This window comes from Rossellomorea sp. KS-H15a (genome assembly GCF_024195245.1).
Classification (GTDB): domain Bacteria; phylum Bacillota; class Bacilli; order Bacillales; family Bacillaceae_B; genus Rossellomorea; species Rossellomorea vietnamensis.
The window spans coordinates 2,130,499-2,152,374 of the sequence record NZ_CP096886.1; the positions used below are offsets into that span (position 1 = coordinate 2,130,499).

At 41.3% G+C, this 21,876-nt stretch carries 18 protein-coding genes and 1 riboswitch; of the genes, 13 read left to right on the plus strand and 5 right to left on the minus strand.

Translation table 11 applies throughout. The features are described from left to right. The first annotated feature begins 286 nt into the window (after window positions 1-286). Together M1J35_RS10955 and nhaC are read left to right on the plus strand one after the other, a co-directional pair. The gene (locus tag M1J35_RS10955; protein WP_371928729.1) at window positions 287-1,318 is read left to right on the plus strand and encodes an EAL domain-containing protein; all 1,032 of its coding nucleotides are present in this window, start codon (window positions 287-289) and stop codon (window positions 1,316-1,318) included. Window positions 1,319-1,820: 502 nt separating this feature from the next. After that, the gene (gene nhaC / locus M1J35_RS10960; protein WP_254653624.1) at window positions 1,821-3,230 is read left to right on the plus strand and encodes a Na+/H+ antiporter NhaC; all 1,410 of its coding nucleotides are present in this window, start codon (window positions 1,821-1,823) and stop codon (window positions 3,228-3,230) included. Window positions 3,231-3,292: 62 nt separating this feature from the next. Here nhaC and M1J35_RS10965 read toward each other — a convergent pair whose 3' ends face one another. Beyond that, entirely contained in the window at window positions 3,293-4,165 is an 873-nt protein-coding gene (locus M1J35_RS10965; protein WP_254653625.1) for a hypothetical protein, read from the minus strand. Between the two features lie 187 nt (window positions 4,166-4,352). On the opposite strand from M1J35_RS10965, the gene M1J35_RS10970 reads away from it, so the two are divergent. The 7 genes from M1J35_RS10970 to M1J35_RS11000 all read left to right on the plus strand — a co-directional run bounded on the left by M1J35_RS10970 (window position 4,353) and on the right by M1J35_RS11000 (window position 13,801). Beyond that, on the plus strand, window positions 4,353-7,442 hold the full coding sequence (locus M1J35_RS10970) for an efflux RND transporter permease subunit (protein WP_254653626.1): 3,090 nt from the start codon (window positions 4,353-4,355) through the stop codon (window positions 7,440-7,442). 122 nt (window positions 7,443-7,564) lie between these two features. Then, window positions 7,565-8,653, plus strand: a complete 1,089-nt coding sequence (locus tag M1J35_RS10975; RefSeq protein ID WP_254653627.1) for an SDR family oxidoreductase — start codon at window positions 7,565-7,567, stop codon at window positions 8,651-8,653. 197 nt (window positions 8,654-8,850) lie between these two features. After that, complete coding sequence (locus tag M1J35_RS10980; protein WP_224520406.1) at window positions 8,851-9,312, plus strand: hypothetical protein; 462 nt, start codon at window positions 8,851-8,853, stop codon at window positions 9,310-9,312. Between the two features lie 61 nt (window positions 9,313-9,373). Next, window positions 9,374-9,469, plus strand: a riboswitch (yybP-ykoY riboswitch). A 100-nt stretch (window positions 9,470-9,569) separates the two neighbouring features. Further along, window positions 9,570-10,355, plus strand: a complete 786-nt coding sequence (locus M1J35_RS10985) for a TerC family protein (RefSeq protein ID WP_034763606.1) — start codon at window positions 9,570-9,572, stop codon at window positions 10,353-10,355. 217 nt (window positions 10,356-10,572) lie between these two features. After that, window positions 10,573-11,787, plus strand: coding sequence for a hypothetical protein (locus tag M1J35_RS10990; protein ID WP_254653628.1), 1,215 nt, complete (start codon window positions 10,573-10,575; stop codon window positions 11,785-11,787). Between the two features lie 131 nt (window positions 11,788-11,918). Then, entirely contained in the window at window positions 11,919-12,674 is a 756-nt protein-coding gene (gene sigI / locus M1J35_RS10995) for an RNA polymerase sigma factor SigI (RefSeq protein ID WP_224520403.1), read from the plus strand. Next, the gene (locus M1J35_RS11000; RefSeq protein WP_224520402.1) at window positions 12,671-13,801 is read left to right on the plus strand and encodes an anti-sigma factor domain-containing protein; all 1,131 of its coding nucleotides are present in this window, start codon (window positions 12,671-12,673) and stop codon (window positions 13,799-13,801) included. Before sigI ends, M1J35_RS11000 begins: the two co-directional genes overlap by 4 nt. A 92-nt stretch (window positions 13,802-13,893) precedes the next feature. Here the strand turns inward: M1J35_RS11000 and M1J35_RS11005 are convergent, their stop codons facing one another. Beyond that, window positions 13,894-14,094: an alpha/beta-type small acid-soluble spore protein gene (locus M1J35_RS11005; RefSeq protein WP_034763616.1), complete on the minus strand. Its 201-nt coding sequence runs from the start codon at window positions 14,092-14,094 to the stop codon at window positions 13,894-13,896. A 266-nt stretch (window positions 14,095-14,360) separates the two neighbouring features. Between M1J35_RS11005 and M1J35_RS11010 the strand changes: the two genes are divergently transcribed. Both M1J35_RS11010 and M1J35_RS11015 read left to right on the plus strand, forming a co-directional pair. Further along, entirely contained in the window at window positions 14,361-15,713 is a 1,353-nt protein-coding gene (locus M1J35_RS11010) for a TrkH family potassium uptake protein (RefSeq protein ID WP_224520401.1), read from the plus strand. 155 nt (window positions 15,714-15,868) lie between these two features. After that, window positions 15,869-17,226 (plus strand): IS3 family transposase gene (locus M1J35_RS11015; RefSeq protein WP_254651394.1). Its coding sequence is split into 2 segments (ribosomal slippage): window positions 15,869-16,340 and window positions 16,340-17,226, totalling 1,359 coding nucleotides; the frame shifts between segments, so codons are not numbered across the junction. A gap of 448 nt (window positions 17,227-17,674) precedes the next feature. On the opposite strand, the gene M1J35_RS11020 is transcribed toward M1J35_RS11015, so the two are convergent. Next, a complete protein-coding gene (locus M1J35_RS11020) occupies window positions 17,675-18,199 on the minus strand; it encodes a hypothetical protein (protein WP_224520400.1) in 525 nt (174 codons plus the stop codon). A gap of 134 nt (window positions 18,200-18,333) precedes the next feature. Here M1J35_RS11020 and M1J35_RS11025 point away from each other — a divergent pair, with 134 nt between their 5' ends. Together M1J35_RS11025 and M1J35_RS22695 are read left to right on the plus strand one after the other, a co-directional pair. Then, on the plus strand, window positions 18,334-18,492 hold the full coding sequence (locus M1J35_RS11025) for a hypothetical protein (RefSeq protein ID WP_034763624.1): 159 nt from the start codon (window positions 18,334-18,336) through the stop codon (window positions 18,490-18,492). Continuing rightward, window positions 18,492-18,617, plus strand: a complete 126-nt coding sequence (locus M1J35_RS22695) for a hypothetical protein (protein ID WP_256504075.1) — start codon at window positions 18,492-18,494, stop codon at window positions 18,615-18,617. Before M1J35_RS11025 ends, M1J35_RS22695 begins: the two co-directional genes overlap by 1 nt. Window positions 18,618-18,646: 29 nt before the next feature. Here the strand turns inward: M1J35_RS22695 and M1J35_RS11030 are convergent, their stop codons facing one another. Together M1J35_RS11030 and M1J35_RS11035 are read right to left on the minus strand one after the other, a co-directional pair. Then, on the minus strand, window positions 18,647-20,374 hold the full coding sequence (locus M1J35_RS11030; protein ID WP_254653629.1) for a B12-binding domain-containing radical SAM protein: 1,728 nt from the start codon (window positions 20,372-20,374) through the stop codon (window positions 18,647-18,649). Between the two features lie 344 nt (window positions 20,375-20,718). After that, window positions 20,719-21,744: an acyltransferase family protein gene (locus tag M1J35_RS11035; protein ID WP_224520398.1), complete on the minus strand. Its 1,026-nt coding sequence runs from the start codon at window positions 21,742-21,744 to the stop codon at window positions 20,719-20,721. Window positions 21,745-21,876 lie beyond the last annotated feature (132 nt).

The following is a 21,876-nucleotide window of genomic DNA, read 5'->3' on the forward strand; positions in this document are numbered from 1 at the left end:
TCGAGACCCCGGAAGCGGTTTTTGCTGAGGAGGCTCGGCCGAACGTCCGTGGAAAGCGGAGCAGTTCTCCTCACCCTATAGCATATATTAAGTTGGCAGAGCATTTATCAACTTAAAATGACGATAATCTATACGTGAGAAAAACTGAAACAGCTGATTTATGTAAAATTCACTATCATTAAGTAATTTTTCCTAAAATAAAGGGATATCACTGGTGTTAACAGGGTATTAAGTCTTAGTATATAGGTATGGGTATTTATTGACGTTACAGGGGGAAGGAAGAGATATGATGCAATACGCTTGTGCGAACTGTGGAATAGAGATGGAATATCATGAAGCAGGATTTTTATTTTTACATAACGAAAAAAGGTTGGACTTACCGCTGACAGGATCAGTTGATAGGACAGAAGAAGGCATGTATGTTTTACAATATGATAATCTTGATGAGGTCTATGGGAAATTATCAGATATAGAGACCGAATTAGTTGAGGAAGAATGGACATGCAGTTTTAATTGTTCAGAGGAGCCCGGTCCCTTCCGTCCTGCTCGAGAATTCCTGGAATTAATTAAATATAGAGAAATGGTAAAGCTGATTCAAGGGGGGCAATTTACAAGTCACCTCCAGCCAATCATTGATCTTAGCGACTTCAGTCTTTTTGGCTATGAATCGCTCTTACGCTCCAATAGTGGCGATAAGCGTATCAATCCAGGGGAGTTGTTTGAAGCCGCTTCGCGAACCGGATTTCATTCCATGCTGGATCAGAAGGCAAGGAAATCAGCAATCGAGTCGAGGCGGGGCCAAGTGGAACCTGGTACGAAGAGTTTTATTAATTTTCTTCCTTCGACGATCTATAATCCAGAATTTTGTTTGCGCCACACCTTCAAGATTGTGAATGAATGCAAAGTGGATCCTAAAGATCTTGTATTCGAAGTGGTAGAAACGGAGAAGATTGAAGATGTAGAACATTTAAGGTCGGTACTTGATGTATATAAGAGAGAAGGGATGAAAGTCGCCCTTGATGACGTAGGTTCAGGTTTTGCTACGGTTGAAATGTTAAGTCTGCTGCAGCCGGACTATGTAAAGATCGATCGATCCTTCATCAACCACTGTGATCGGGATGAGGAGAATCAGGAATTTTTACGTGAAGTGATGAAGATTGCCGGAGAATTGGACATTTTGGTCCTGGCAGAAGGGATTGAGAGAAAAGAAGAATTACTTTTCTGTAAAGAAATCGGGATCCACTATGCGCAAGGCTATTTCATAGGTAAACCACAAGAAGAAGCGCTGGAACCATTTGCAGAATCTCAATTCGTTTAATCGTGAATCCCTTCCCTGCCTATTTTCGGGAGGGGTTCTTTTTGTCAGGGGGATATTGGGGATGAAATCGTTCCTTGACAATTTGAAAGAACATGATATTATATTACTATAAAATACTTTAGTGCATAAAAGCTTAAAAGCGTTTAAGGGTAAAAGAATAGTAGAACCCTTAAACCAAATCAATCACATATCATTGTCTTGAACAACGGAGTAGGAAATAGTGCGACAGCAAACAGAGACTGGACGTCAGCTGGAAGTCCAGGTCCGCTTTTTTCCGAATTACATTGTTTATAAATTCTCTAAGTGATTTAGGGGATTTATCCAAAGACAACCTTTATGAAGTGGAAGTAAATGATGTCATGGATCAGTCGATTCTATGCATGTCATGATTTATTTCAATTAGGGTGGTAACGCGGAGAACTCTTCGTCCCTATCAGGGATGGAGGGTTCTTTTTGTCATACAATCCCATCACGGTCACATCTTACAGAAGGAAGTGTTAACATGTTAAACATTCAGAGCGTTCATAAACCGTCCGTTCCAGAAGCATCCGCAGTATTACTTGCTGTTCTGGGAATCATCAGTGTCAGCATCATCGGAGTGGGAGCGGTCCCTCATATTCCGATCATCCTTTCCCTATTCTTTTTGATGGTCTATGGACTGATACGGAAAGTGAAGTTCAAAGAAATTGAAAAAGGGATGATTGCCGGTGCGCAGGGTGGGTTAGGTGCCATTCTATTATTTTTCTTTATCGGACTGCTTGTAAGCAGCTGGTTGATCAGTGGGACCATTCCCACATTGATGTTTTACGGATTTGAATTTGTCACTCCACATTATTTTTATGCGATTGCCTTTTTACTTACATCCTTAAGTGGAGTAGCAATCGGAAGCTCACTGACAACGGCAGCGACCATCGGTGTGGCTTTAATCGGAATCGGGGAGGCTATGGGATTATCCATGGCCATCACGGCAGGTGCCATCGTTTCAGGTGCTTTTTTTGGAGATAAGATGTCTCCTTTATCGGATACAACCAATCTTGCGTCATCCATCGTCAAGGTGGATCTGTTTACCCATATTCGAAATATGGCCTGGACGACCGTACCCGCCTTTATCATTACATTGATTGTATTTGGTTTCCTTTCGCCCGGGACCAGTAAGATCGATTTGGCACAGCTTGATGCGTTGCAGAAAGGTTTAATGGAGACCGGCCTAATCCACTGGTACAGCTTGGTTCCTTTAGTGCTGCTGGTAGTGCTGATCGTATACAAAACACCTGCATTATTCACACTGGCCATCACGATAGCCGTTTCTGTGTTCTTATCTTTTTTCCACGGGACGTTGAAGGTAAATGAATTATTCCAGGTGCTATTCGAAGGCTTTACCTCGAAGACAGGGGTGGAATCCGTTGACTCACTGTTGACAAGAGGGGGAGTGAACAGCATGATGTTTACCATTTCCCTTGTCATTCTCTCACTGAGTCTCGGTGGATTACTATTTAAACTGGGTATCATCCCGGCGCTGCTTCAGAAGGTGTCTGCAATCATTCAATCTGAAAGAAGAACGATTCTTTCCACAGCTTTATCAGCGATTGGTATCAATCTTGTAGTAGGGGAGCAGTACCTGTCCATTCTATTGACTGGTGAAGCATTTCAATCTCAATATAAGAAATTGGGTCTTCATCCTAAAACCTTATCCCGGACATTGGAAGATGCAGGAACAGTGGTGAATCCTCTTGTTCCATGGAGTGTGTGCGGAATATTCCTCACAGATGTACTAGGTGTTTCAACGATGGAATATCTACCATTTGCAGTTTTCTGCCTGATCTCTCCGGTCATCACCATCCTATATGGTTTCACAGGGTGGACCATTGAGAAAGAACCTACGGAGAATAACCCTGCTATATCGAATTCATAACAATCAGCCAATGAAAAAGGACTGTCAGTCTGAATGATTCACTCTCTTAGTGTGAGGATGATTCATTTAGAAGACAGTCCTTTTTGTTGCATTTCAATATATGTGTCGAAATACCGCTGGTAATACAGGCTCCCTGCAGATATCATGATTAAATGAAATAGGGGAAGCACGCCGATCATCAAAGGATTCTTGAGCAATAATACACCTTCCTGCACCATAAATACCTCAACGGTCAAGAGAAAAAGAATGGTCCATAATGAATATTTCCAATCCCCGTTCCTAAAAAAAATAACCAGGCTATAAAAATAGGTCGTGAACCAAAAATACATGGCATTCCCTGCAATTAAATCCCTGACAGGATTGGAAAAATGATTCAGGGGGATGATATACAGCTTTAAAAGGGAAGAGAGAATCCAGGCAAAAGAAAGAGTGATGGTGGAGAGTGCAAAGAACAAAGTGATGAATTGAACATAGTGGTTGTCAGACTCATCCAATAATCTCCACCAGATTTTGGCCAGTATAACGGAAATGATAAGGAAAAAGGTTGTATAATACGATTCCCACCAATGGTGTTCGTATAACCTCGTGTGGATGAACCACGTTTCAATGAGGAAGAAGACACCGATGATGACCGCAATCCTCCATGGCGGCAAGCGATACAACACAATATAGGTTATCGCAACCGGAACCGAAAATGCCTGTGAACTGATCGATCCCAGTACGCTGTCATTGTAATTATTCGATAAAATATGGGGATGATACGTATAGCTATTAAATAATACAAAGATGACATATTCAAATACATAAGCCAACCCGGAAATGAAAAGCCAAAATAGGATGATTTGGCCAGAAATGTGACGATACTTCATCACGATCAAAGATAATGCGAAAACGCTGAAGAGGCTAAGGAATACAAAGGGAACCCAGTTCGCCATTTTAATGCTCCTTACGTTACAGTATAAAACTAGTGTATACCGATAAGGTGGAATTATTTATTTTTAACCGATATTTATCATTCACAGACGCTTTAATATTGAAGGATCTTCCTGAAGAGACTATAGTTAACAGTAACTCCTTCCAAACCGTAATGAACGCTATACATATAGAAAGGGGAGCACTTCATTGAAAATCAGTGATTTTTCCATACGACGACCGGTGTTCACCATTGTCACCATGCTGCTTATCCTTATTCTGGGAGGGGTCTCGCTCCTTAGGATCCCATTGAAACTCATCCCGGACCTCAATCCACCCGTAGGTGTCGTGGTGACCAATTACCCTGGAGCGGGCCCTCAAGAAGTGGTGGAGAAGGTAACAAAACCACTTGAAGAAAGCCTGTCCACCTTGCCGGGGATGAAGAACCTTCAATCGACTTCCAGGGAAGGTTCCAACTTTATTCTCCTTGAATTTTCATGGTCGACCTCCATCGATGAGATTGAAAATGATGTCCTGCAACGCCTCGACCAAACTCCACTTCCTGATGGAGCAGAGAATCCAAGATTTCTCAAATTTGATCCCGCCCAGTTCCCTATCATTCAATTTTCTTTACGGGAAGAAGGGGACGAGTCCAACCTAAAGACACTGTCAGAGAATTTGAAACAGGAACTGACAAGAGTGGAAGGTGTCGCAAATGTAAATGTTTCAGGTTCATTGACGGACGAAGTGGTCATTGAATTGAATCAGCAAGCGTTGAAAGATAATCGTCTAAGTCAAGGCGATGTGGTCAATGCAATCCGCGCCAACAATGTGACAGCTCCTGGTGATACGATCGAGACAGATGGACAAACATTGACCACGAGAGTAGTAAGCAAGCTCCAGTCTGTGGATGAATTAAAGGGATTGGTCCTTCAGGTGAATCCTCAAACCGGAAAGAAGCTTAAGCTTTCTGATGTCGCAAAAGTTGAACAGAGAAAACAGGATACAAACACGATCACCCGGGCAAACGAAGAATCTGCCATCCTGTTCAGTGTGCTGCAACAATCAGATGCTAACACGGCCTCCGTGTCGAAAGCATTTCAAAAGGAGCTGGATCGCCTTCTTAAGCAGGATCAATATAAATCAATCAAAGCTGATATCCTGTTCGATCAGGGGGATTACATCACTCAAGCCATCGGGAATATCGCCAATTCCCTCCTGATAGGTGGAGCGTTTGCGATGCTTGTGCTCTTCTTATTTTTGAAAAATGTAAAGAGTCCCCTTATCATTGGGGTGGCCATTCCTTATTCCGTCATTGTTACATTTGTTCTGATGTTTTTTGCAGATTTCGCATTGAATATCATGACATTGGGAGCCCTCGCTCTTGGAATTGGGATGCTGGTGGATAATGCGATCGTAGTCATTGAGAATATTTATCGCCATTTATCCCTGGGGAAAAATCCGAAGGAAGCTGCAAGTATCGGGGCAAAAGAAGTGGGGGGAGCCATCACCGCTTCCACCTTGACCACTGTAGCGGTATTCCTGCCGGTTGTCTTTATATCCGGTTTACTGGGGGAATTGTTCACCGAATTCGCCTTGACGATATCATTTAGTTTATTGGCTTCCCTCGTTGTGGCATTGACGGTCATCCCGATGCTCGCAAGCAGACTCTTGAGGAAACCAAAAGGGAATATCGAAGCAAAGCGGAGACGTTCTAAGAGCAGAAAGACATTCGCAAGGTCGGTTAAATGGGCGCTTCGTCACCGTTTCATCGTATTATTCATCACTCTCATTACATTAGTGGGTGGCGGGCTTGGCCTTACGACGGTAGGAACACAGTTTTTACCACCAACTGATGAAGGTTTTTTCAATATGAGGGTCGAATTGGATAATGGAGCTTCCGTCAATGAGACCAATAAAGTCGTCAAAGCGATTGAAGGCAGGTTGAAAAAAGAAAAAGATGTCGATGTCTTCGTAAGTCTTGTGGGTACGACCCAGGAAGAATCCTTCAGAGGAAGCGGGAAAGGGAATATTGCAGAAGTTTATGTGAAAATGGTGCCTCTCGATGAGCGGGAGAGATCGATTTTCACCTTTGCGGATGAAGTAAAACCTGAAGTGGAAAGAGCAGCACAAAAGGTGAATAAGTCTGCTGACGTTTCGTTTAACTTACAGTCAACATCCGGCTCAAGCCCTCAAACCTTGACGTTTAACTTGCGAGATACGGATCAGAATCGACTGAAGGAGTCCGTCGATACGTTATTCGCTTCGTTGAGAGAAATGAAGGATGTAACGGAAGTTTCAACTGATCAGATGGAAACGGTGAAAGAAGTACAAATGAAGGTAAACCGGGAGAAAGCACTTCAACAAGGCTTGGCACCGGCTCAGATCGGGAAGCTTGTTCAGGATGTAACCCGGGGAGTCCTGACCACCCAAATGGTAACAGGGTCTTCTGACGTTATAAATGTTCTTGTTCAATATGACAGGAACATCACGGAAAATCTGGATTCTTTAAAGAAACTCCTCATTCCAAATGGACAAGGGAAGTATATTCAGCTAAATTCCGTCGTAGACTTTTCAATTGAAGATGGTCCTGTCAGCATTCAGAGAATTGACCAGCAGCATGCTGTTCAATTCACACTCAACTATTCATCATCAACCAATCTTGGAGCCATTTCCAAGGCGGTGGATGAGAAGATCGATTCACTTGATATTCCAAACGAGACCTTGGTTTCATTCAGTGGAGACAGAGAACTTCTTGAGGATTCGATTGATGATATGGCCCTGGCACTCGGGCTTGCCATCGTCCTTGTCTATATGGTCATGGCTGCTCAATTCGAGTCATTTAAATATCCATTTGTCATCATGTTCACCGTTCCGCTCATGGTGATAGGTGTAGCAATCGCACTGGCCATTACACAGACACCTATCAGCATATCGGCGATCATCGGAGTGATTGTACTGGCTGGTATCGTCGTCAATAATGCGATCGTCATCGTCGATTACATCAATCAGCGTAAAGAGGCGGGAACGAGCAGCTTTGACAGCATCGTCGAAGCGGTTCAGGACCGGGCGAGGCCGATCTTCATGACGGCACTGACGACGATCCTCGGCTTATTGCCCCTGGCCCTCGGTTTGGGTGAAGGGACCGAAATCAATCAGCCTATGGGCATTGCCGTCATAGGCGGACTGATCAGCTCGACATTATTGACCATTTATGTCATACCGATTGTATACAGTTTCTTTGATAAAGAGACAAGAAGAATGAAGAAACCAAGAGAAACATACGTATATAAAGAGTAGAACACACAACGAGAGTTAACCCGAATGCTAAGCAGTCACCTCCTGAAAGGATGTGGTACCTTGGCCGAATGGTTAGCTCTTTTTTATTAAAATTATGGTGACAAGCGGGGGAGAAGAACGAAATGGAAAAAGGAATCTATTTGATCACGGGGTTTCCGGGCTTTTTAAGTCAAAATATCGGGGGAGAATTACTCAAACAGGAAAAGGCATCCAAGGTTTACTTACTTCACCTTCATTCAATGAGGAAGCAGGCGGAAGAAGGAATGAGGAAACTGAGATTTTTGTCAGATGCAGAGATCATCCTGATAGAAGGGGACATCACCCGAAACAATCTGGATATGGCAGAAGAGGAAATTTTCGAGATCAGGGAGGAAGTGGAATATGTTTGGCACTTAGCAGCCATCTATGATCTTGCTGTCCCCCAAGATCTTGCACAGAAAGTAAATGTAGAAGGCACACGTCAGGTGAATGATTTCTGTCAAACCCTCCGTCGATTAAAAAGATACGTGTATTTTTCCACTGCTTTTATTGCGGGATCACGTGAAGGTGAACTGAAGGAGAATGAATTGATCCGTCCTGAGCGTTTTCATAACTTCTATGAACGGACTAAATATGAAGCAGAGGTCCTGGTGGATGAATGGAAGGACAAGCTTCCCATCACAATCATCCGACCGGGTATCGTGAAGGGAAACTCAGAAACCGGAGAGACCGTGAAGTTCGATGGACCATATTTTATTATGAATATGTTTAACCGATTATCTTTCCTGCCGTGGATTCCATTTCTTGGTGAGGGTACCTCTTATATAAATATCGTCCCCGTCGAATATGTGGTGAAAGCATCCATTTATCTGGGGCATGAGGAGGCTGGCAATGGAAAGACGTATCATCTTACCGATCCAGAACCCCTGATGGTAAGGGAAGTGTATGAACAGATTTTATGGCATATGTTAAAAAAGAAACCAAAAGGGAGAATTCCGTTATCCCTTTCTAATTGGGCACTTGGATTCCGTTTTATACGACGTTATTTAAAAGTCGAACGGGAAGCCTTGGACTATTTTACACTCCAAGGCACATTCAATTGCGAACATGCCCGAAAAGACTTGGAAGGGACATCGATACGATGTCCTTCCCTTTCCAGCCAGATTGAAAAAATGGTTGAGTTTTATGTTGAACATGCTTCCAATGAACGATTGCACGTAAAGATCGATTAAAAGAAGGGATGTAACACAAGCAATCATCGTAATAATTGGGAGAGATATGGTAAAAATAAAGGGAGAAGCATCAATAGGAGGAATCTCAAGATGTCATTTTCCCTTACGCTATACCTTGGCCGAGACAAAAACAATCCTTACCATAAGCCCATTAAAAACATCGAACTTTACCACTCCTCCTGGTTTACGGGGGGCATATGAAATCATCCATTACCAAATTAGAAGGCATCCTCTGGAGTATTGCGCTGCCAGGTTTTCCTCAGTTGTTAGTCGGTTTATGGTTTAAGGGAACGTTGTTTGTCCTTCTTGAGATCATGATCAATATTCAAAGTAACTTCAATCTGGGGATCATGTACAGTTTTTTAGGCGAAACGCATAAAGCAGCGGAGATACTTGATTATCAGTGGCTCATGTTTTATCCGTGTTTATATATGTTTGCCATGTGGGATGCGTATAAAATAGCCGATGGCCAAAAGGAGCAGTACAGCTTTTTACCGTTTGTCATGTCTGCCTATACGGTAACGGTTGGTTTGATGTATTCCCCGAAGGTATATTTATTCGGTAAATTCATCGGGCCCATTTTTCTGCCGATGTTGTTTGTGATTCCGGGAGTGTTGCTGGGGTTGTTGATGCGAGCCGTCCTGATACGGGTTAAATAATTTTTTCTCTTTACGGATAAGTGTTTTTGAGTTAAAATACATCTATACAAATGAACGTTTTCTACCTGTCAAAGGGGAGTAGCTATAGGTTTCATACCTAAACAAAGTCGTCAATTCATGGTGTATGCCATCGGCTTTGTTGGCATATCCGTATGCTAAGCAAGACCTTTGCCTTATTTAGGCAAGGGTCTTTTTATTTTTATAAAATTCCTTGCCTATTGGAAAACTAACTATGTAAATAGGGAGGGACTAGAGGTATGGATGCTTCGATGTTATTGGAATATGGATGGGTCCTGCTGATATTGGTAGGTCTTGAAGGGATTTTAGCTGCTGATAATGCGGTGGTAATGGCTGTAATGGTCAAACATTTACCTGTGGAACAAAGGAAGAAGGCACTCTTTTACGGTCTTTTAGGAGCCTTTGTCTTTAGGTTCGCTGCATTATTTCTCATTTCATTCTTAGTCAATGTGTGGCAGGTTCAGGCGATTGGGGCGATTTATTTATTCTACGTGGCCATTCACCATTTTGTAAAAAAAAGGAAAGACACCGGGACAGTAGAAGAAAAACCGGCGAAAGGCTCTGGATTCTGGACTACGGTACTCAAGGTGGAACTTGCGGATATCGCATTCGCGGTTGATTCCATGCTTGCTGCCGTCGCTTTGGCCGTAACCCTGCAACCGACTGGGTGGTTCGATGTAGGAGGAATTGACGGAGGACAGTTTATTGTCATGTTCCTCGGTGGGATCATCGGATTAGTCATTATGCGTTTTGCTGCGACTTGGTTTGTTAAATTGCTGGAGAAATATCCTACTTTAGAATCAGCGGCCTTTTTAATTGTGGGCTGGGTAGGAGTGAAGCTTGCAGTGTTCACCCTTGCCCATCCTGATGTGGCCATCCTGGATCACCACTTCCCTGAATCAAAAGGGTGGAAACTTGTTTTCTGGAGCGTATTGATCCTGCTATCAGTAGGTGGGTATTTATTATCAAGAAGAAAAGCAAGACAGGAAGAAGCAAATATAGAAAGAAAAGCAAAAGCAGAATAATGACGTCATATAAAGCTAACGTGGAGTTTTCCCGTTAGCTTTTTTTGTTTGGACGAACGGAAGTTTTGACGGCTCGTTGCCGTGAAGAATTATACGATTGAGGGAATTTCTAAACTTTTATTTGGTTGAACCCCCTCAAAAAAAGTTGTTTAAACGTAAATCCTTTAATAAGGCGATCGATCGGCCAAAACAAAAAAACTTTTCAGAGGTGTTACATATGAAGAAACAATCAAAAATCATGAAATCATCCTTAGCGGTACTTGTAGCAAGTTCTATCAGCTTTCCAAGTTCATTAGCGTTTGCCAATTCTAATGACGAAAACTTTGATTCCATCAAATTAGAACAAGAGACATCAAATGAAACGGTTGTGGCGAACGATGATGCCATGCTAAATTCTGCAAAAAATGAAATCGAAAATCTGGAGAAATCTGCAGAGACTCCTTCCCTGCTTCCTGGTGACTTTTTCTATTTTGCAAAGGTAGCTATTGAGAAAATCCATCTTGCCTTTACTATGGATGACGCAAAAGAAGCTAAGTTGTTAGCTGAATATGCATCAGAAAGATTGGCGGAAGTGGAAGCGCTCTTCAAAGATGGTAAACAAGAAGAAGCCATCGATGCGTTAAATAACGCTATCGAGATGATTGAACAATCTGAAGATCAGTGGTCGGATGATGAAAGTGAAGAGGATTCAACAGTAGAAGATAAAGAAGACGCTGATTCTGATGAAGCCGTGGTAGAAGAAGACGACGCTGCTGATGAAGATTCTGTAAAAGAAGAAGAAAAAACCGATGATACTGATACAGAAGAAAAAACAGAAGAGAAATCGGATGACATGAGTGAAATGGAAGAAATGATGGCTCAAAACATCCTGTCTCTAAAAGCGAATTTAGAAAAAGTACAAAACGCTAAAGCAAAAGCGGCTCTTCAGAAAAATATTGAAAAAAGCTATTTGAAATTAGCTGAAAAGCTTGCAAAAATCGAAGAAAAAGCAGCTAAAAAGGCTGAAGCAGAAGAAAAAGTTGAAGCAGAAGAAGAGGTAAATACAGAAGAAACAACGGTGGAAAACTCTGAAGCAGTAGAGGTTGATGCGGAAGAGTCAGTTAATGAGACTAGCGAAACTACCACTGAAGTAGAAGTAAAAGAAGAAAAGGCTGCACCAGTAAACGTTACTCCTCATGTAGAGAAAAAAGAAGCAAAAAAAGAATGGAAAAATCAACATAAAGAGTTAAAGCAAGAAGCGAAAGAAGAACGTAAACATGAGAAGCAAGAAGCAAAAGAAGTACGTAACCAAGAAAAACATAAGGTAAAAGAAGCCCGCCACGAAAATAAAGAAGTAAAAAAACAACATTCAGCACCAGTCAAAGTAAATCAGCAGCACAGTGAGAACGGCAAACGAGAAGAAGGTGTTAAGGGTCATCATAAAGAATCATGATTTCGATGTAGAGTCTTAAAGTGATTGACACATCGGTCAGGAAAGGGTTGTAAAAGCAACCCTTTCTCCCTAATATCCTTTTACATTCAACACCATATGAGTATAATAGTGTGCAGGATGGGGTGAGGCTGATGCTAAATGTTCTACTATTTCTACTCGCTAAACAAAAGAAAAAGCAATCGCTTGAAGAGATGGCGATCCAGATACAAAATGGTGATGAGCAATTATTGAACATGGTGCTCGAAGACTATAAGCCATTTATAAAAAAAACGGTATCATCGGTATGCAAACGGTTCATTTATGAAAGTGACGATGAATTCAGCATCGGTCTGATTGCCTTTCATGACGCCATTTTAAAGTATAATCATCAACGAGGCTCTTCCATCATCAGTTTCTCTGAAGTGATCATTAAGCGGAAAGTAATCGATTATATCAGAAAGAATGGGAAGATCCAGGATATAAGCTTCGATTTTAGCTTATTTGAGAATGGAGAAGATTCTTCTGGTTTAACAATCGATCAGATTGTGTCCGTAGAGGAATTCGGAAAACAGGAGGAAGCCAGAAAACGACGGGAAGAGATTCTTTACTTTCAGGAACAACTGGCTCAATACAAGTTGTCCTTTCACGATCTGGTTGAACAGTCTCCCAAACATGAAGATGCAAGATTGAATGCCATAGAAATCGCCAAAAAGGTAGTCAGTTCACCAGAACTTTTAGATTATCTTACAGAAAAAAGACGATTACCGATAAAAAAATTAGAAAAACAGGTGAACGTCACCAGAAAAACAATCGAGAGAAATAGAAAATATATTATAGCCATTTCTCTCATACTTATAGGGGATTATGTTTATTTACGGGATTATTTAAAAGGGCGGTTAGAGATATGAAAAAAGGGATCATTATGGAAATCAAACAGGATATCCTGGTGATGATGACACCAGAAGGAGAATTTCTTACAGGAAGAAAGCAGCCCGATCAACAGTATGCGATAGGCGAAGAAATTCCTTTCTTTCCTCTGAGCTCAAGAGCTGATAAACCAAACACGATTTCTAAGTGGAATTGGAGAGTGTCGACGTCTTTGCTGACAGTTCTTGTCGTCATCATTGCCTTATTCTCAAGTTCTGTTCTGCAGAACAACCGGGTGTATGCCTATGTCTCGGTCGATATCAATCCCAGTATGGAATTAACATTAAATAAAGATCAACAGGTGTTGAATATCAAGCCATATAATGGTGATGCCGAGGTTCTCTTAAAGGAACTGAGAGACTGGAAAAATGAAGATGTGGGGGAAGTGACGGAGAAAATCTTCCTTTTAAGTGAGAGACTCGGGTATTTAAAGGGAATTCAAAATGTTTTCATTACTTCTTCCTTCATTGATGATTCCGATCCTAAACGTGAAACCGAATTAATGGATGAATTAAATGAGTTTGTGGAGGACTACGGTTCTGATCATTCTACGAACATCATCATGAAAGAAACATCCCGGGAATTCAGGGAAAAGGCATCTGAAAAAGGGATGACTGCAGGCTCACTGATTCGTGAAACAGAACAGAAGGACTCCACTCGAACAACGGAGCCTGTAAAAAATGATTCAAAAAAAGAAGATAACGAAGTTCAAGAAAAAATGATCAAACAAGAAAAAGAGAAGCAAAAGAAAGCGATCATTGATGAAAAAATCAAAGCTGAGAATCAAAAGGTGAATCCGCCAGTAAAAGAGAAGAATCAACCTGGGGATAAAGCTCAAAAACCTCAAAAAAATCATGATCAACGTCAAAATCCTCACCCTGAAAAGAGCGGGGAGAGGGGAAAATCCGAGAAGTCACAAATGGAGAAATCCTCAAATGGTAACAATGGGAACCGAGGGAATGACAAACCTTACAGAGGGCATGATCATTCTACACAAAATGACCAAGGATACCATGAAAACAATAATAAGCGTAATGATCATCAAAATAATCGAAACGAAGAAAAGAAACAGAATCATGAAAACAGAAAAGAAAATAAAAAAGATTAACAGGATAGGAAAAGGCTCATTCATCTGAATGGGTCTTTGTTATTGAAAACGAAAAAGGGTAGCTAGTACATGCCAGCTACCCGTATTCCAATTTATTTAGTTTGTTGTCCAGTTAATTGAGATTGAGCTTGTTTCACAAGACGCTTCGTGATTTCTCCCCCAACTGATCCATTAGAGCGGGCAACTGTATCAGATCCAAGCGTCACGCCAAACTCCTGGGCGATTTCGTATTTCACTTGATCAAGGTACTGTTCAACACCAGGAACAAGCAGTTTATTTGAACTTCTAGCCATAGTCGTTTTCCTCCTTACTGGTATACTTGAAACAATGTATGTTTCAGTACCTATATTATTTGTCATATCATCATGAACATGAATGGTAATATTTCACCGAAATTGTATTGTTTGCTTAAAGATGCTTTGAATCAAATACTTTTCGGTTTAGGGGGCTTACATTAAAGGAAGAATAAACATTAAAGAAATTAATCATTTTTCCTTTCATTCTTCGGTTTTATTCTTTAAGATAGAAAAGGAAATAACGTTGAAAGGGAAATACATACATGTGGTATAAGCTTAGATTGAATTTAAATAAATTAACTCCTGCACAAGTGATCGTAACGTATTATCTTTTGGCGGTGACGATTGCGACCATTCTGCTCAGTCTTCCCATTGCGCATAAATCCGGGGCAGAGTGGAGCTTTTTGAATGCGATCTTTACTGCCGTAAGTGCTGTAAGCGTTACGGGGCTTACCGTTGTAAGTACGGTCGACACATTCAATACAACGGGAATTTTCATCTTAATGTTTGTTCTTCAATTTGGTGGGATTGGGATCATGACCCTCGGTACGTTTTTCTGGTTGATCGTAGGGAAGAAAATCGGCTTGAAAGAACGCCGCCTCATCATGACAGATCAAAATCAGACAAGCCTGGCCGGACTTGTAAGTTTATTAAAACAAATCTTATTACTTATCATCTTCATTGAAATCGTGGGGGCATTTATTTTAGGTGTCTATTTCTTAGGCTATTATCCCACCTGGCAGCAGGCTTTTATTCATGGACTATTTGCCTCTGTCAGTGCCACGACGAATGCAGGCTTCGATATCACGGGTCAGTCACTCATTCCTTATGCGAATGACTACTTTGTCCAGTTCATCACCATCATTTTATTGACACTCGGAGCCATTGGATTTCCCGTTCTCATCGAGACGAAAGATTATCTCATGAGCAAGAAGAGAAACAAACACCACTTTTCTTTATATTCAAAGATTACAACGGTTACGTTCTTTGGATTAATGATATTCGGGACAGTGGTCATCTTTCTCTTTGAATATAACCGCTTTTTTGCTGGCATGGAGTGGCATGAGTCATTTTTCTATTCGTTTTTCCAGTCGGCTACAACAAGGAACGGCGGACTTGCCACCATGAATGTGGCCGAGTTTTCTACCCCCACCTTATTGGTCATGAGTGCCCTTATGTTCATCGGGGCTTCACCAAGCTCGGTTGGTGGAGGGATCAGGACCACGACATTCGCCCTGAATATTTTATTTTTGTTCCATTTCGCAAAGGGAAATCAAACCATTAAGATATTCAAAAGGGAAATTCACCATCAGGATGTCATTAAATCCCTGGTCGTGACGATGATGGCCATCTTTATCTGCTTCCTATCTGTCATCATTCTCACTTTCACAGAGGATCATTCCATTATGGAGATTGTCTTTGAAGTTGCTTCCGCATTCGGAACCACGGGATTATCCATGGGAATCACTTCTGAGCTTTCCTCAATCGGAAAATGCGTCATCATTGTGCTGATGTTCATTGGCCGGGTGGGGATCCTTTCCTTCCTCTTCATGATAGGAGGAAAAGAAAAGACAGCTAAATATCACTATCCAAAAGAGCGGGTCATTATTGGTTAATGAGGCTCTTTGAAAGAAGCTAATGTAGCGAGTAGTGGTTGATTTCCGCTCCAGGTGCTCGCTTTCCGCGGGGCTGGCGGTGAGCCTCCTCGGGCTAAATGAGTTGCCCCCCTATTGTTGGACACCCCAACCAACAATAGGAGGTGCCAGCACGTATGGCCAAGTTTACTCAAGAATCTAAACTGAAAGCTGCTAAACGTTATCTTAATGAACTCGTTAGTTATCGAGATCTTGCCAATCAAGTGGGGGTTGATCAATCTGTTCTGCGCTATTGGGTGATGTTAGTTCGTCACCACGGGGACCAAGCCTTTACCTTTCCCTATACAAACTATCCTTCTGCCTTTAAACTGAGGGTAATTCAATTTATTACGGAGAAGAATTGCTCCATTCGAGAGGCATCAGCCATTTTTCATATCCCAGACCCCTGTATGGTTCGTAGGTGGGTGAAAAAGTGGGAAAGAGCTGGAGAAGATGCCTTCGGATCATTAGAAATGAGGCCTTCTACAATGACATCTAACCATAAGAATAAGAAGATCAAAGATAACTCTTCTAACCAAACGATGGAAGATATGAAAAAAGAACTGGAATACCTACGTATGGAGAATGCGTATTTAAAAAAGCTAAATACCTTAGTTCAGGAAGAACCATCACCAACGAAATCAAAGCGAAAGTAGTATTTGAACTAAGGAACGAATTCCCGGTGACTAGAATGATAAAAGTAGCTAAGCTTCCTAAAAGTACTTACTATCACATCACAAAAAAATTAGACCAACCAGATCCTGATCGTAAATGGAAAAGAAGAATTAATTTCATCTATCATAGACACTCAGGACGTCTTGGGTACCGTCGCATTACGGACGTTCTTCAAGAAAAAGGTCACGATATTAACAAAAAGAAAGTTCTTCGGATCATGAGAGAATTGGGCCTTAAATGCATTGTGCGAATGAAAAAATATAAATCCTACAAAGGGAAAGTTGGCAAAGTGGCTCCCAACATCCTAAATCGTAATTTTAGAGCCGATAAACCTAATCAAAAATGGGTGACAGACGTAACGGAGTTCAAACTGTTCGGTCAAAAGCTCTATCTGTCCCCCATTCTAGACCTATTTAACGGAGAGATCATTACCTATACGCTCCAATCAAGGCCGACATTTGACTTGGTCGAGAAGATGTTAGAACAAGGATTAAAACATGTAAATGAAGACGATGAGCTCTTAATCCATTCAGATCAAGGGTGGCATTATCAAATGGCTCAGTACCGAAGGACACTGAAAAAACATAACATCACCCAAAGTATGTCTCGTAAAGGAAACTGTTACGACAACTCGGTAATGGAGAACTTTTTTGGGATAATGAAGTCTGAGTTCCTTTACTTACAGGAATTTGATAGTATCGAGCACTTTAAAGAAGAACTGAAAGAATACATGTATTACTACAATCACCTGAGAATCAAATCAAGGTTAAAACGAAAAAGTCCGGTAGCTTATCGAGTAAGTACTGAATTAGCTGCTTAGAAATTTAAGTGTCCAACATTATGGGGCCAGTGCAAAAGCCCTGTGGGGTCTCACCTGTCCAGCGTTTCCCGCAGGAGTCGAGCACCTTCCGCTCCAATCAACTTTCGAAGCGTAATTCTTTCACTTTAACATTGTAATGTTGAGATTTCCCTCCACATTGCATACCCTACTCTCATTGAAATAGGTAAAAGCATATTCAATGTATATAGCAGGATCTAGCTATTGATTGGAGTGCAAGACGAAGACTCCTGCGGGATAAGCGGAATAGGTGAGACCCCGGAGGAGCGTCAGCGACGAGGAGGCTCGCCTTCCGCCCGAGGAAAGCGAAGTCTTGCACGGAAATCAATAGCGGTGTAGCAAGCAATCCTAACTAATTTTATAATTGCTCGTCTTTAGAGGAATGGATATAGTATATCCAGCCTCTTTTTTTGTCCAATGAAAGGTACCTTCATTTTAAGGCAGAGTAGGGCACGTGAAAGTGGATCATAAGGATTAGGATGATGGGGATGGAGATGATCCAGCCTAGCAGCGGGTTTTTATGATGGACGATCAGTACTGTGAACATCATCAGATTAAAAAGAAGATCCCAGCCGAAATGCCATCCGTTATGATATGTCATCATGCCAATGAGGTGGGAAAGGCCTTCTGTCAAACCATAGATGCCTGTCCATAATAAGACCCAACCAACCCGTCCCCATAAGCCCGCCGGTAGTCTCCCGATAAAAATGGCAATGGTGATTGTATATTGAATCGCCATTTTGCTCAATGAAATCATGGTGTGATTCAAATGAAGAGAGTCCCCAAAGGGTGTGACAGTACGGAACTCCCACATGGAGTAATCAAATAACAGAAATTGTGAAAGTAAATCCCCGATAATGAAAAATAATAAAGTGGGATAATAGCTGTAAAAATCCTTCCAATTGCCAAACTTCCACCCTAAAAAAGCGTATGCCAATAAAAAAATAAGTATCATGTCCTATCCTCATTCGCCATTTTCCCTTAGTTTCCGGAGTAAATGTTGAATTATTCAGTTGAGTGAATACCTATTTTTAGAAGAATGGAAAAGGGTGAGGTGGGAAAAATAAGGTCAAAGGAGATGAGTTATAAATGAAACGTAAAGCACAGTATGATGCTGCTGAAAAAAATAATCAAACACCACTTAAAAATAAGCAGGAAACTGAATTTTCTGCTGAATTCTCACAAGGTGAGGATCCGGCAAAAGGGAAGAATAGAAATTCAGCAAAAGGTAAAAAAGGGAGAGGCTGATGAAAGACAAAAAACAGTCTTTCCGTGAAGAATTCGGTCAGGAATTTGGAGATGTCAATGCAGCCAAAATAATGGAAGTAACCCGAAAACAATCAAAGACAGAAGAAAAGAAGAAAAAATGTTAAGCGATTCGCTTAACATTTTTTCTTCTTTATCATTGTACAAGTTGACGGTCAAACTCGAATACGGTAGATTGACCGGATGAGGGCTCAAAGTAGGCAAGAACGTACTGATCCTGACCTTCTTTTGAACGGATCGTTTCGAGGAGTGTATGTTTATACAACTCTTTTTCATTTAATTTAAGACTGGCAAATGCATCGCCTGCAATGGTTGGCTGTGCTAAAAGGCTTTGATAAATGGCAGATCGCTCTTCCTTCGTCAGCTCATGGGTCCACCATGGTTTTCTTGGTTTGTATTTTTGATTGTCTAAATAGTCGAGCTTCATGAGACCTTCAATGACTGAAATGTGAAATCTTGTTTCATTGGATAAAAACTCATGTAGTCGTTTGAACAGATCTTCCAACTGATGGCCGATCCTGGACCATCCGCGATTTTCCCAATAGGAACCAAACTGCTGGAAGAAATCAAATGGAGTGTCAAAGCATTCAGTGACCAGATACTCAATCGTTCGATCCATGCGGTGATCGTTCCAATATTTCTCCAATACGTCTTCCACCTGCTTGATCCGAACGATATCGTCGAATGACAATACATTATTCCCCAAGATTTCATAAGGGGAGTGATCCATATACGTATACTGATGATCATTTGCACGAATTCTAAGGCCGGTCCCGCGCAGCATCTTAAGAAATCCTAATTGTAGCTCTTCAGGTCTCATTTCAAACACATCATTGAACGTTTTACGGAATGATTGGTAATCCTCTTCAGGAAGACCAGCGATCAAATCCAGATGCTGATCGATTTTTTTACCCTCTTTCACCATAGTGACGGTTCTAGTGAGCTTTTTATAGTTTTGTTTTCTCATGACCAGATCATTTGTTTCATCGTTGGTTGATTGGATGCCGATCTCAAATCGGAATAGGCCCCGTGGTGCATGTTCATTGAGGAACTCAATCACTTCGGGACGCATGATGTCTGCCGTGATTTCAAATTGAAAGACGGTACCCGGCAAGTGCTCGTCAATAAGGAATTGGAACATTTCCATTGCATAGCTTCGGCTGATATTAAAGGTCCGATCCACAAACTTAATGGTCTTCGCCCCATGTTTCATCAGGAAGCGGATATCTTCTTTTACCTTTTCACGGTCAAAGTAGCGTACACCCACTTCTATAGAAGAAAGACAGAATTGACAGCGGAAAGGGCATCCTCTGCTTGTCTCGATATAAGTCACCCTTTTGCCGAGCTCTTGCAGATCTTCCTGAAAACGGAATGGGGAAGGGACTTCCCTTAAATCAATTTTATTTTGTTGAGGCTTGATGACAGGCTTTCCGCCATCTAAATAAGCCACTCCATGTACCTTCGACCAATCTTTATCACCATCAAGCTGATCCAATAATTGCTTGAAGGATTCCTCTCCTTCGCCTATTACAATGAAATCGATGTCTTCAAGGCGCTCAAGCCAATATGGGACGTCATATGTCACTTCGGGACCTCCGAGGATGATTGTTACATCAGGCATGATTTTTCGAAGGATCTGAATGACTTTGATCGTTTCTTCGATATTCCAGATGTAGCAGCTGAATCCGATGATGTCCGGCTTTTTAGAGAATAAGTCGGTAACGATATTAAGGGTGGGATCCTTTATCGTGTACTCGGAGAGCTCAATTTCGTGTTGGGGTTCGGCATAGGCCTTTAGACAGCGAATAGCTAAATTCGTGTGAATGTATTTTGCATTTAACGTACTTAAGACGACTTTCTTCATTCATATTCTCCTTTATTCTAAGTCCGTTTGACTCTCAGTCATATGACTTTCAGTAACCAAATGAGGATCTGTTTCAAGTTGTTCGTACAACGTAATAAACCAACCTGACTATCATTTTATCTAAGCTTGCGATAAAGCTCAATGTTTGTCTTAAATGAATTTAAATTTATTGTAACTATTAGAAGGAATTTTAGGAAAAGGTGCGAATAATATAAGGTAATATACGTTTTTTGAAAATTGTGTTGAATAATGAACCAGTTGATTCTCGACCAAAAGCGAATAGTTAATCATGAAAAAGGGACTGACCCGTGAATACAATGGGGTCAGCCCTTTCTAGTGAGATTTTATCTTGTTTTCATTTCCCTTTTGGAAAACAGTTTCTGCAGCCTGGTTGATCTAAACTCGATGATAGGTTGTGTGATGCTCGTAAAGAATTTAGTTGAAAATATCATCGTCAGTACGAAGGATACCCCGAGTAACAGTAAAAGACTGGTGTTAGGGTCAATCGTGTCCTTAAGATGGCTTTCACGGAACAACCGAATGAGAAAACCGTGGAGTAAGTACACATAGAGAGTGTTTTTCCCCCACTTGGTGAAAAACTGTCTCTTTGTAGGAACAAATGTGAAAAAGCTGAAGATCATCACGACGTTTAATAAATATACAGCCGCCCTGACACCCATGCTGATGACGTTGTTCCATTCAAAATCTCCGTAAGGTTTGGAACCAAGGAGCCATTTATCTGAGAATTCAGGTACAAAATACATCCCTAAAAATACGATTACAAATAATGAACCTGCCACTAAACGGGCTTTACTCGTTTTAAAATATTCGAAGTGCTCCTTCTCCATGTAGTACCCCATCAGGAATATAGGAAAGAACACAAATGTTCGGGACAGACTTAGATAATTTGAAATAACATCGGCGAACCCTACAAGCAGTCCAAGTGAAAAAGCCACTGTCAAGCCCATTCCAGGTTTGAATTTAAACCATTTGATGAAAGCATAAAGGAGTGCGTTCCAGCAGAAAAGGCTGATAAGGAACCACAATGACCAGTGAGGATTAAGTGGATCCACCTCGAATGTTGATTTTTGATACAGAAAATGATAGTACACCGTATAGATCAGTTGAAACACAATGTAAGGAAGTATCAACTTTTTAGCAAGTTTCTGGATATATCCCTTTTTATAGAATCCTTTCGCGAAGAATCCTGCCACAAGGATGAAGGCCGGCATGTGGAAGGTGTAAATCGTTTTATACAGTGAAAGGATAAAGGGATCGCTTTCGATATAGGATCGGATGACATGTCCAAATACCACTAAAAAGATCAAAATGAATTTGGCATTGTCGAAGTAATAGTCGCGCTGTTTCATATCTTCACCATCTTTTAGAAAAGTTTAATCCTAATTCATTCTTACCCTAGGATACAATGAGCAAAACATGATTTTCATTGTTAATTATCACCAGAAGTACGGGGAGCTATGCGGATTCTGTAAGATTTAAGC